Annotated in this window: 10 protein-coding genes; 1 reads left to right on the plus strand and 9 read right to left on the minus strand. The window is 67.6% G+C overall.

Features of this window, described 5'->3' with window-relative positions; translation table 11 throughout:
* Positions 1 to 331: 331 nt before the first annotated feature.
* Positions 332 to 1,630 (minus strand): M20/M25/M40 family metallo-hydrolase, encoded by a 1,299-nt coding sequence (locus JZ791_RS41565; protein WP_216903077.1) that lies wholly within the window; start codon positions 1,628 to 1,630, stop codon positions 332 to 334.
* A complete protein-coding gene (locus JZ791_RS41570; RefSeq protein WP_308163446.1) occupies positions 1,617 to 3,011 on the minus strand; it encodes an MFS transporter in 1,395 nt (464 codons plus the stop codon). Before JZ791_RS41570 ends, JZ791_RS41565 begins: the two co-directional genes overlap by 14 nt.
* A gap of 220 nt (positions 3,012 to 3,231) precedes the next feature.
* Here JZ791_RS41570 and JZ791_RS41575 point away from each other — a divergent pair, with 220 nt between their 5' ends.
* On the plus strand, positions 3,232 to 4,299 hold the full coding sequence (locus JZ791_RS41575; RefSeq protein ID WP_216903081.1) for an Lrp/AsnC family transcriptional regulator: 1,068 nt from the start codon (positions 3,232 to 3,234) through the stop codon (positions 4,297 to 4,299).
* Between the two features lie 42 nt (positions 4,300 to 4,341).
* Here the strand turns inward: JZ791_RS41575 and JZ791_RS41580 are convergent, their stop codons facing one another.
* The 7 genes from JZ791_RS41580 to rimP form a co-directional block, all read right to left on the minus strand.
* Positions 4,342 to 5,352: a DHH family phosphoesterase gene (locus JZ791_RS41580; RefSeq protein WP_216903083.1), complete on the minus strand. Its 1,011-nt coding sequence runs from the start codon at positions 5,350 to 5,352 to the stop codon at positions 4,342 to 4,344.
* Positions 5,353 to 5,412: 60 nt separating this feature from the next.
* Positions 5,413 to 5,856 (minus strand): 30S ribosome-binding factor RbfA, encoded by a 444-nt coding sequence (rbfA, locus tag JZ791_RS41585; protein WP_216903084.1) that lies wholly within the window; start codon positions 5,854 to 5,856, stop codon positions 5,413 to 5,415.
* 18 nt (positions 5,857 to 5,874) lie between these two features.
* Positions 5,875 to 6,165, minus strand: a complete 291-nt coding sequence (locus JZ791_RS41590) for a DUF503 domain-containing protein (protein ID WP_216903085.1) — start codon at positions 6,163 to 6,165, stop codon at positions 5,875 to 5,877.
* 71 nt (positions 6,166 to 6,236) lie between these two features.
* Positions 6,237 to 9,305 (minus strand): translation initiation factor IF-2, encoded by a 3,069-nt coding sequence (gene infB, locus JZ791_RS41595; RefSeq protein ID WP_216903086.1) that lies wholly within the window; start codon positions 9,303 to 9,305, stop codon positions 6,237 to 6,239.
* 110 nt (positions 9,306 to 9,415) lie between these two features.
* Positions 9,416 to 9,727 (minus strand): YlxR family protein, encoded by a 312-nt coding sequence (locus JZ791_RS41600; RefSeq protein WP_216903089.1) that lies wholly within the window; start codon positions 9,725 to 9,727, stop codon positions 9,416 to 9,418.
* Between the two features lie 116 nt (positions 9,728 to 9,843).
* Complete coding sequence (gene nusA, locus JZ791_RS41605) at positions 9,844 to 10,872, minus strand: transcription termination factor NusA (protein WP_216903087.1); 1,029 nt, start codon at positions 10,870 to 10,872, stop codon at positions 9,844 to 9,846.
* On the minus strand, positions 10,869 to 11,507 hold the full coding sequence (gene rimP / locus JZ791_RS41610; RefSeq protein WP_216903088.1) for a ribosome maturation factor RimP: 639 nt from the start codon (positions 11,505 to 11,507) through the stop codon (positions 10,869 to 10,871). Before rimP ends, nusA begins: the two co-directional genes overlap by 4 nt.
* Between the last annotated feature and the right edge of the window lie 237 nt (positions 11,508 to 11,744).

Genomic DNA, 11,744 nt, shown 5'->3' on the forward strand with positions numbered 1-11,744 from the left:
CCCCCATATCGAACAGCAGATAGACCGGCTCGGCCACCAACACCCCGAGCGTCGGCACCGCGATCCCCAGAATCCTCCCCGGCCCGGCGGACGCGCCCCCGTCGACGGTCTCGCTCACCGTCGCCTCATCGGCCGCATCCAAAGGAACGTCGCTCACCTCTCCGATCACTCCTCATCTGTGTCAACCGCCGTCCAACTCCAGGACCACGATCGCACAGGGGTCCGACAACCCGCCGAGCCGTCTGCCGAATCGGACCTTTCCCCGGCATCGCGACTCCACACCAGCGGTCAGATAAGGGTGGCCCGACGATTCTCTCGGCAAGCGCTGCTTTCAGCACAGGTCGAAGAACGTGTCCAGCACCCGGGCGCCGAAACGCACCGACTCCACCGGGACCCGCTCGTCGACGCCGTGGAAAGCCGCCGGGAAATCGAAGTCTCCGGGGAGTTGCAACGGTGCGAATCCGAAGCAGGCGATGCCGAGGCGGCTGAAGTGCTTGGCGTCGGTTCCGGCGGGCAGCAGGTAAGGCACAACACCGCAGCCCGGATCCTCGGCGGCCAGGCTGGCCTCCATCGCACTGGTCAGGGGCACGTCGAAGGGCGTCTCGAGGGCGTTGTCCCGGTAGATCATCTCGCACTGCACGTCGGGACCGGCGAGCTCGCGCAGCTCCGCGACGAACTGCTCCTCGAATCCCGGGATGAACCGGCAGTCGATCTCGGCGCCGGCCGTGCTGGGGATGACATTGGTCTTGTATCCGGCGTTCAGGCGGGTCGGCGAGGCGATATCGCGCAGCACCGCACCGACCATGCGCTCCAGCGGCGCGATCGCCTTCAATAGCGGCGCCGGGTCTCGCGGATCGAAGACCTCACCGAGTTCGGCCGCCACCGCCTCGAACAGCATCCGTGTCGAGGGCGCGAGCCGGATCGGGAATTCGTGCCGTCCGATCCGATTCACCACCTCGGACAGCTCGGTAATGCTGTTGCGTGGATTCAACATCGAGGCGTGCCCGGCGACCCCCGCGGTGGTGAGCCGGAACCAGATGACTCCCTTCTCGGCACTCTCCACCAGGTAGAGACGACGACCGGTGGGCAGGGTCGCCGAATATCCGCCGACCTCGCCGATGGCCTCGGTACATCCCTCGAACAGCTCGGGCCGCTTGTCGACCAGCCATCGTGCGCCGAGACGACCGGCGTTCTCCTCATCCGCCAGAAAGGCGAGAACCACATCGCGAGCGGGCGGACGACCGGACCGCCGCCGCGCTCGCACCACCGAAAGAACCTGGGCAGCAAAGTATTTCATATCCACCGCGCCTCGGCCCCAGAGATATCCATCGGCGATCTCCCCGCCGAATGGATGATGACTCCACAACGCGGGCTCGGCCGGTACGACATCCGTATGCGCGTGGACCAGCAGGGCGGAACGGTCCGGATCGACGCCCTCCCAGCGGGTGATCAGCGTGGTCCGGCCAGGACTGGGCTCGATGACCTCGACCGCCAGACCGACCTCGTCGAGCAGTTCGGCGATGTATTCGGCTGCCACCCGCTCCCCCGGACCGCTGTCGTCGCCGTAATTCGAGGTATCCATTCGCATGAGGCGATGACATAGCTCGACGGCCTCGTCATCTGCGGACATGATCCATCCCTTTCAGTGACGGCGCGGTCACCTCGACCGACAACCCGTTCGTTCGCGGCCCCAGCACGAGAACGTCCAGCACGAGCACGGCCAATGCCACCGCCACGATCGCGAAGACGAATCCCGGTCCGACCGACAACGCCGGAATCAAGATGTACGGCAGCGCGGCGGTGGTCAGCCGGCTGATCGAATACGCGGCACCGACTCCGGTCGCGCGCACTGCGGTCGGATACACCTCGCCGAGGTAGATATGAAAAGCGTTGGAATAGACATTGCTGATCAGCGTGAACGCGAACCCCCACAGGACGATGACGGCGGGCGATCCGGCCACCCCGAACAGCACGCCGCTGACCGCCATACCGACGCAGGTCCCGGCGATCACCCACTTGCGTTCGACGCGCTCGATGATGAACAGCGACAACGCCGAACCCACCGGATAACCGATATAGCTCAGCGCGATGAATGTCAGCGATCCGACAACGGAATATCCCTTGGCGACCAGCACCAGCGGTGCGATCGTGCCGAATCCGTAATAGCCGAAGGCTGATCCGACATTCATCACCCAGGCCATCACGGTGCGGCGAGCGTAGGACGCGGCGAACAGGGTCCGCAGCGGCAGCCGTTGTGTCGCAACCGAATACCCGGACATGACGGGCTCGGGATCCGGCAATTCCCGGCCCGCCCGCCGGGCGGACTCCTCCCAGGCGCTCATCGCCGCATCCGCTTCCTCCACGCGGCCGACCGATTCCAGCCAGCGCGGAGATTCGGGCAGAATCCGTCGCAGCGCCCAGACACCCACGGCGCCGGCGGCCCCCAGGAAGAACATCCACCGCCAGCCCGCAATCCCGAACGGCGACAACGGAACCAACCAGCGGGCGAGGAATCCGGCGGCGGGGACACCGAGGAAGCCGACGGTGTACGCGACCGACAGCAGGCGTCCGCGCACTCGCGCGGGCAGCAGATCGGACAGGTAGGCATCGGCGAGCGCGGTCTCCGCGCCCAACCCCATCCCAGCCAGAAACCGCGAGGCGACCAACAGCCCGGCATTCGGCGCCAGGCCACCGACCAGCGAAAACAGCGAGTACACCGCGAGATTGAGCAGAAAGGCGCGACGCCGCCCCAGCCGATCGGCCAGCCGCCCCAGCAGGATCGCGCCGAGGAACTGGCCGAGGAACGCGCTGGCGAGCACGGCCTTCAGCGATCCCGCGCTGAGGTCGAACTCCTTTCTCAGTACCGTGGACAATGTCCCGGCAAGGAATATCTCGTAAGTGTCGAAGAACAGTCCGAGACCTACGCACACCACGGCAACGACGTGCATGCGGGTAATCGGCATCCGATCCAGGCGCGCGGCGATCGAATCGCCTCCGCCAGCGGATCTCACAGCGGGAGAACGACTGTCGAGCATCTACGGCCCCCTGGTTCCGACGATGGCCGAACCAGCGTCCCGGGAAATCATTAAATTTCGGATTCGTAAAATATTCCGAAATATCTATGACAATCGAACACCTCATCGTGCCGTCGATTGCCCCTCGGTTAGATGATGGGGTTGCGCGGCATCAACCCGCGAAAACTGAAGAATTACACCAGCAAGCGGGTACCGGATGTACGAAAATGATCAGCTCGACGAGATCGAGTACGCATTGCTCAACGCACTGCAGATCGCTCCGCGCGCGTCGTGGAAGCTGCTCGGCGAGGTCCTGGGGGTGAGCCCGGTGACCGCGTCCCGCCGGTGGGAGCGACTGCTCACCGAGGGACATGCCTGGGTGACCGCGTACTGCGCTTCACCGCTGATGCTGACGATGCCTTTCGCTCTGGTCACCGTCACATGCGCCGCGGACAGCGTGCTGCGGGTCGGGCAGACCCTGCTCGACGACCCCCATGCGGTAACCGTCTCGCATACGGTCGGCGCCTCCGATCTGCTACTCGCGGTGTGGGTTTCGGATCTCGGAATGCTCACGCGCTATCTGACCGCGCGGCTGAACCGCATTCCCGGTGTGCACACGGTCCGGGTGCTGGTTGTCACCAGAATGTTCGCCGAGGGAAGCCGGTGGCGGCTGCGCTGTCTGGACGCGAACCAGCGTCGGCTGCTGGCCGCTCATCAACGTCGTCCGCACCGGATCGCACCCGCGCGAACGATCGTCCCGCCCCTGTCGCCCACCGATCGCGCCCTGGTGCTGGCCCTGAGCATCGACGGGCGGGCCTCGCACGACAATCTCGCCACGATCGCGCAGACCAGCACGAGCACCGTCCGGCGACGCCTGCGCCGGCACATGGACAGCGGCACACTGGCCTTCCGCTGCGAACTGTCGCATGCCGCCGCGGGTCGCCCGATCGAGTCCACCCTGTGGATCGAGGTGCCGCCAACCGAATTGGAATCCACCGCACAAGAATTGGCGCAGCTGCCGCAGACTCGGATGTGCGCGTCGGTGATCGGCGACAGCAATCTGGTACTCAGCGTCTGGCTCGATTCCGCGGATGAACTCCACCATCTGGAAAGGCAACTCACCCTGCGCATTCCGAGTATCCGTATCACCCAGCGTCTACTCACGTTGCGTCACCTGAAATTGATGGGCCACGTGCTGGACGACAGCGGGCGGGCCGAACGCGCGGTGCCCATGGATGTCTGGCGCGATCCGATCGCACTCGACGCCGGACGCCTTGCGAGTTGACAACCCGATGGCGCGGGGCCGTGGAGTAGTGCCCCGATCGTCCTACTGCGGCGCGTCCAGCGCCGCCAGCAGCGCCGCGACCAACTGTCCCTGGCTTCCGCTGGTGGTGTAACCCGCGGCGTAGCGGTGGCCGCCGCCGCCGAGAATGGTGGCTACACGGGCGACGTCCACGCCGTCGTCGGCGCCGATGGCGCTGTCGCGGGAGCGGAGCGAGACCGTCCACAATTCGGGGGTGGTGCGCGATTCCTTGAATACGACCGCGATCGCGGCCTCCGCGGTGGTGCGGATGACGTCGATGACGCTCTCGACCTCCTCCGACCGCACGCCGTCGATATCGTCGCGACGCACGAACACGTAGACCAGGCCCGTGCCGTAGGCGGCGGCGTGCTCGATCCGGGCGGAGCCCAGCACCCGCGACAGCATGCCCAGCCACGCGAACGGATGGGTGTCCATCAGGGTGCGGGTGATCCCGGTGCCGTCGATGCCGGTGGCCAGCAATCGTTCGGCGAGCCGGTGCGTGCCGGGGCCCGCCCACTTGAACGATCCGGTGTCGGTGACCAGGCCCGCGAACAGGCAGTGCGCGATATCGCGGTCGATCGGCTCGCCCCAGGCGTCGAAGACCCGCATCAGCAGGGCGGTGGTCGACTCCGCATCCGGATCGATCACGTTCACCGTGCCGAAGCGGGTGTTGGAACGATGATGGTCGAGCACGAGGGTCGTTTCCGCACCGGTGATCCGGTCGGCCAGCGCGCCGAGGCGCCCGGCGCTGCCGCAGTCCACGGCCACGAGCACGTCCACTTGCCGGGGAACCCGCTCGGGCGGCACCAGGTGCGTGACACCCGGCATGCTGCGCATCGAGACCGGCAATTCCGCCGGTGCGGCGAAGGAGACCTGAACCGGCGTCCCGCGCCGGGCCAATACCTGCGCCAGTGCCAGCCCGCTGCCGATCGTGTCGGCGTCGGGCTGCACATGACACAGCACGGTCACCGACCGGGCCGTGTCCAATACCTGCACGGCCGCGGCGAGATCGGCCGCCGGCGTTACTGCTGTCATCGCTAACCAGTTTCCCTTGCGGGCCTGATGCCCCCGCCGCGACGCGCGCTGCGGGAGCGGTCAGTCTTCCTCGTCGTTTTCGATCTTGTAGGGGTCGGCGTCGCCCGCATGTGTCGCGGTCGCCGCCACCTGGGCCACCCGCTCGTCGACCGCGCGAGCGCGAGCGAGCAGTTCCTCCATTTCCCGTGCCGCATCGGGCACGGTGTCCAGGACGAAGGCCAGCGAGGGGGTGAACTTGATCCCCGTGGCCGCGCCCACCTTGGAGCGCAGCACACCCTTGGCCTTCTCCAAGCCCGCGGCCGCGGCGGTGTAGTCGGGTTCGGTCTGTAGATTTTCCCCGAGCACGGTGTAGTAAACAGTGGCCTCTCGAAGGTCACCGGTCACCTTGGCATCGGTGATGGTCACGAAACTCAGCCGCGGATCCTTGATCTCGTACTCGATGGCCGTGCCTACGATCGAGACGATCCGCTTCGCGAGTCGGCGTGCCCTGGCTTGATCCACCATGGGGTCCTCCTTGCGTAGTTAATCCTCGGGTCCGAAGATCCTGCGGCGTACTGCCAGCAACTCTAACTCCGGACGGGCCGCGACGTGGCGTTCACATCTGTCCAGCACCTCGGTGAGATGACCCACCTCGGAGCTGACCATGGCGACGCCCAGCAGACTGCGGCGATGGAGATCCTGCTGACCGCTCTCGGCCGCGCAGACGCCGAAGCGCTGCAGCTCGGCCACGACCGGGCGAATAACGGAACGCTTCTGTTTCAGCGAATGAACGTCGCCGAGCAGGATGTCGAACTCCAGCGCTCCGACGAACAACGGCTCACCTCTTTGTATGTGCGCGAACCGAGGTCGCACGCCGGGCGAATGCCCGGCGTGCGATTCGATTCTCAGTCCCGTGGCTTCTCACGAAGCTCATAGGCTTCGATGATGTCGCCTTCCTTGATGTCGTTGTAGCCCAAGGTAATACCACATTCGAAGCCCTCGCGAGCCTCGGTGACATCGTCCTTCTCCCGGCGCAGCGACTGCAGCGTCGTCTCGGCGACCACGGTGCTGTCGCGCAGCAGGCGCACCTTGGCGTTGCGCTTGACCGACCCGGAGGTGATCATGCAACCGGCGATGTTGCCGAACTTGGAGGAGCGGAAGATCGCCCGGATCTCGGCGCGACCCAGCTCGACCTCTTCGTAGATCGGCTTGAGCATGCCCTTGAGGGCCTTCTCGATCTCGTCGATCGCCTGGTAGATCACCGAGTAGTACCGGATGTCCACGCCCTCGCGGTTGGCCAGCTCGGTCGCCTTGCCCTCCGCACGCACGTTGAACCCGATGATGATCGCGTTCGACGCCGAGGCCAGGTTGACGTTGGTCTCGGTGACGCCACCGACACCGCGGTCGATGACCCGCAACCGCACCTCGTCGCTGATCTCGATGCCCAGCAGGGCCTCCTCCAGCGCCTCGACGGTACCGGAGTTGTCGCCCTTGAGGATCAGGTTCAGCTCCGAAGTCTCCTTCAGCGCGGCATCCAGATCTTCCAGGCTGATCCGCTTGCGGCTGCGCGCGGCCAGGGCGTTGCGCTTACGCGCGTTGCGCCGGTCGGCGATCTGCCGGGCGATGCGGTCCTCGTCGACGACCAGCAGGTTGTCACCCGCGCCGGGCACCGACGTGAAGCCGATGACCTGCACCGGCCGCGACGGCAGCGCCGCGACCACATCGTCACCGTGTTCATCGACCATGCGCCGGACGCGACCGTAGGCGTCGCCCGCCACGACCGAGTCCCCGACCCGCAGGGTGCCGCGCTGGATGAGCACGGTCGCCACGGGGCCGCGGCCACGGTCGAGGTGCGCCTCGATGGCCACACCCTGGGCGTCCATATCCGGGTTCGCCCGCAGGTCCAGCGACGCGTCCGCGGTCAGCAGCACCGCCTCGAGCAGTTGCTCGATATTGGTGCCCTGCTTGGCGGAGATGTCGACGAACATGGTGTCGCCACCGTATTCCTCGGCCACCAGCCCGTACTCGGTCAGCTGCTGCCGGATCTTGTCCGGGTTCGCGCCTTCCTTGTCGATCTTGTTGACCGCCACCACGATCGGCACATCGGCCGCCTGCGCGTGGTTGATCGCCTCCACCGTCTGCGGCATGACACCGTCGTCGGCGGCGACCACGATGATCGCGATATCGGTGGCCTTCGCACCACGGGCACGCATGGCGGTGAACGCCTCGTGACCCGGGGTGTCGATGAAGGTGATGAGCCGGTCCTCGTTGTTCAGGTGCGTGAGCACCTGGTACGCGCCGATGTGCTGGGTGATGCCGCCGGCCTCGCCCTCGCGGACGTTGGCCTTACGGATCGTGTCCAGCAGTCGAGTCTTACCGTGGTCGACGTGACCCATGACGGTCACTACCGGCGGACGGATGACCAGGTCGTTCTCGTCGCCCTCGTCCTCGCCGTAGGTGAGATCGAAGCTCTCCAGCAGCTCGCGGTCCTCGTCCTCAGGGGAGACCACGTGCACGACGTAGTTCATCTCGCCACCGAGCAGCTCGAAGATGTCGTCGCTCACCGACTGGGTCGCCGTCACCATCTCACCGAGGTTGAACAGCACCTGCACCAGCGAGGCCGGGTTGGCGTTGATCTTCTCGGCGAAGTCCGACAGGGACGCGCCGCGGGCCAGGCGGATGATCTCGCCGCTGCCGCGGGGCAGCCGCACGCCACCTACGGTCGGCGCCTGCATCGAGTCGTATTCCTGGCGCTTCTGACGCTTGGACTTGCGGCCACGACGCGGCGCGCCACCCGGACGGCCGAAGGCACCCGCGGCGCCGCCGCGACCACCCGGGCCACCGGGACGACCACCGCCACCGCCGCCGGGACGACCGCGGAAACCGCCGCTCGTACCCGGTGCGCCCGCACCGGCCGGAGCACCGGTGCCGCCACCGCCGCCACCGCCGCCGCGATAGCCACCACCGCCACCGCCGCCACCGGGACGGGGACCGCCGCCACCCGGGCCACCGCCCGGACGACCCGGACGTCCGGCGCCCGCCGGACCTGGACGCGCGGCACGCTGCGGCATCGCACCCGGATTGGGCCGAGGCGGCATCGAGCCGGGGCTGGGACGCGGACCACCCGGACGCGGGCCGGAACCCTGCGCCGCGGCCGGACGCTGACCGCCCTGGCCCTGACCGTGACCGCCGCCGGGACGCTGCCCCGGGGCCGGACGCGGGCCGCCCTGCGCGGGACCCGGACGCGGGCCACCGGGCCCGGGGGTCGGACGCGCAGCGGGACGCTCCCGCTCAGGGGCGGAAGAGAACGGGTTGTTGCCGACCCGGGGAGTCTTCGGGCCGGGCTTGGGGCCGCCGCCCTGTCCGGGGGACGGCCGATGACCCTGCTGGCCGCCTTGGCCCTGCCCCTGGCCTTGGCCGGGACGCGGACCCGAGGGGTTCGGACGCGGGGCCGAGGTGGGGGCGGCGGTGCCGTTCTGCGCTGCCGGGGCGTGATTGTTGCTCTGTGCCGCGGCCGGACGCGGCGCCTGCTCCTGCGGAGCCGGCTTCGCGGCCGGTCCGGGCTTCACTGCGGGACCGGGCCTGACCGCCGACGCCGGAGCCGGTGCGGGGGTCTCGGTCTGCGGCTTCGGGGCCTGGGCCTGGGCCGCGGGCTGTGCCGGCGCGGGCGCCGGGGTCTGCGCGGCGGGACGCGGTCCCGGACGGGGACCGGGGCCGGGCGTCGCGCCGGACGCGGGCCTGGGCGCCGGGCGCCCGGACTGATTCTGCTGACCGGAACCGGGCTTACCGGACCGGTTGCCGTTACCGGACGACTTGGGTGCGAACGACTCCCGCAGCCGACGGGCGACGGGCGCTTCCACCGTCGAGCTCGCCGACTTCACGAACTCGCCCTGCTCCTTGAGCGTTGCGAGTAGTTCCTTGCTCGTGACACCGAGTTCTTTGGCCAACTCGTGCACGCGGGCCTTGCCTGCCACTGCTCTCCTCACTGAGAGGTCGAGCGCGGCATTCCGTCTTGGGGACGGATGGCCCGCACGACCTCGGGTTATCTCCGATGGACGTTCATCGCTGGTACTTCACGGTGTGCTCATGAGTGCTCGTGCCTGTTCTCGACGTAGTGCTCCAGGGCTGAGATATCCAGTTTTCCGGACACTCGTAGTGCTCTGCCGAATGCTCGGCGCCGTTCTGCGGTGCTCAGACAAGCCGAAGAGGGGTGCAACCACGCACCCCTTCCGGGAAGTCTGCGCCGCGGATCAGGAACGATCGCAACGCTGTCCGAAGAGGACGTCTGCGCCACGATCCGCAACAGATCGGCGGCCAGCTCGCGTTTCCGACATCCGATGCATGTCCGGACGGGGCCGGGCCGCAGTGATCTCGGAGACTCGCGCTGAGCCTGCATCCACTGTACCGCTGCCATGTCCTGATCTCCGCATCCAGCCCCGCTGTTAGTTACAAACCCGTCACCCGGTCCCGATTGAAAGCACCTCGGGACGGGTATTCGCCGTGCCGTCGGGGTTACCCCCGCTGCGCCTCCGACCGCACCGAACCGTTCGCGTCGGGGGCCGCGTCGCTGCGGATATCGATCCGCCAGCCGGTGAGACGGGCGGCCAGACGAGCGTTCTGGCCTTCCTTGCCGATCGCCAGCGACAGCTGGAAATCGGGGACCACCACGCGCGCGGCCCTCGCGTCGGGGTCCACGACTGTGACAGAGACAACTTTCGACGGGGACAGGGCATTCCCGACGAAGGTGGCCGGATCCTCGGCGTAGTCGATGATGTCGATCTTCTCGCCCGCCAGCTCGCTCATCACGTTGCGCACCCGCTGCCCCATCGGGCCGATGCACGCGCCCTTGGCGTTGACGCCCGAGACGGTGGAGCGTACCGCGATCTTGGAGCGGTGCCCGGCCTCGCGAGCGACCGCCACGATCTCCACCGATCCGTCGGCGATCTCGGGCACCTCGAGCGCGAACAGGCGGCGCACCAGGTTCGGATGGGTGCGCGAGAGGGTGATCTGCGGGCCACGCGGGCCACGCGAGACGCCCACGACGTAGCACTTGACCCGATCGCCGTGCTCGTAATTCTCACCCGGCACCTGCTCGGCGGGCGGGATCACGCCCTCGGCGCCATGCGCCTCGCTGCCGATGCGCACCACCACGGTGCCGCGCGCGTTCATCCGGGCGTCGCGCTGCACGACGCCGCCGACGATATCGCCCTCGTGCGTGGAGAATTCGCCGAACGACTTCTCGTTCTCCGCATCGCGCAATCGCTGCAGCACCACCTGGCGCGCGGTGGTGGCGGCGATGCGGCCGAAGCCCTCGGGGGTGTCGTCCCATTCGGAGACGGTGTTGCCGTCGGCGTCGAGTTCGCGGGCCATCACCCGCACCACGCCGGTCTTCTGGTTGATGTCGATGTAGGCGTTGGGCTCGTGCCCGTCGGTGTGCCGGTAGGCGGTCAGCAACGCCGATTCGATCGCGGAGATCACGGTCTCCATGGCGATGCCCTTATCGGCGACGATCGCGCGCAGGGCTTCGATCTCGATGTTCATGCCACGGTCCCTTCGGTCGAAGCTGCTGCTGATGATGGGGTTTCTCCCTGAACGTCGTCTGCCTCGGCGCCCGGCGTCGGTCGCCCCGGGGCCACTCCCCCGGCCAGCGCCATCTCCGCCGCACCGGGTGCGGAAAATTCCACCTGCACCACGGCCAGCTCGATATCGGCGAAGGGGACATGGGCCAGGTGCGGTTTCTGTTTGCCGCCCAGCACCAGCGCCACGTCGGTGTCGGTGGCCTCGCCGACGCGACCGTCGAAGGTCCCGGCGTCTTTGCCCATGGTGACGCCCTGGGGCGTCTGCGCCTGCGGCAACAGGCGGATCCGCACCTTGCGGCCCCGGGCCCGGCGCCAGTGCCTCGGGAGGGTCAACGGACGGTCCACGCCGGGGGTGCTCACCTCCAGCTGGTACGGGGTCTCGCCGAAATCACCGGCGTCGTCCAGGATTTCGGAGATAGCTCCACTCAGGTCCGCGACCGCGTCCAGATCGGAGGCGGAGTCGCTGTCCACGGTGACCACGATCCGCGCCTGATCCTTGCCCGCAGCGGAGACGGCCACACCCTCGAGATCGAAACCTCGGCTCTCGACGAGCGCAGCAACAAGCTGGCTCACCCTTTCCTCGGTCGGCATCGGCATGTGGGGCGGCTCCTGGTTCAGTTGTCACGGGGTTGAGTTGTCTGTATAGGTCCTGGTCGGGCGTGGTCGGCACGTATCGCGAAGGAATCCTCCGCTGAAGGTCTAGCGTAACGCGCTGGAAGAGTGTAAAGGACCAGTCGACGTTCTCCAGTTTCCCATGCTCAGACGCCCGCGCGACAATCGCCGCCACGGGTTCGTGCCCTCGTCGATCCACCCCGGGATACACCGTACGGCCCG

Source organism: Nocardia alni (assembly GCF_019038435.1).
GTDB classification, from domain to species: Bacteria; Actinomycetota; Actinomycetes; order Mycobacteriales; family Mycobacteriaceae; genus Nocardia; species Nocardia alni.

Bases quoted from the DNA above. Each gene is read 5' to 3' on its own strand.
- JZ791_RS41575 (WP_216903081.1), top strand. From the start codon at position 3,232: ATGTACGAAAATGATCAGCTCGACGAGATCGAGTACGCATTGCTCAAC.
- rimP (WP_216903088.1), bottom strand. From the start codon at position 11,507: ATGCCGATGCCGACCGAGGAAAGGGTGAGCCAGCTTGTTGCTGCGCTC.
- rbfA (WP_216903084.1), bottom strand. From the start codon at position 5,856: ATGGTGGATCAAGCCAGGGCACGCCGACTCGCGAAGCGGATCGTCTCG.
- JZ791_RS41580 (WP_216903083.1), bottom strand. From the start codon at position 5,352: ATGACAGCAGTAACGCCGGCGGCCGATCTCGCCGCGGCCGTGCAGGTA.
- JZ791_RS41600 (WP_216903089.1), bottom strand. From the start codon at position 9,727: ATGCAGGCTCAGCGCGAGTCTCCGAGATCACTGCGGCCCGGCCCCGTC.
- nusA (WP_216903087.1), bottom strand. From the start codon at position 10,872: ATGAACATCGAGATCGAAGCCCTGCGCGCGATCGTCGCCGATAAGGGC.
- JZ791_RS41565 (WP_216903077.1), bottom strand. From the start codon at position 1,630: ATGTCCGCAGATGACGAGGCCGTCGAGCTATGTCATCGCCTCATGCGA.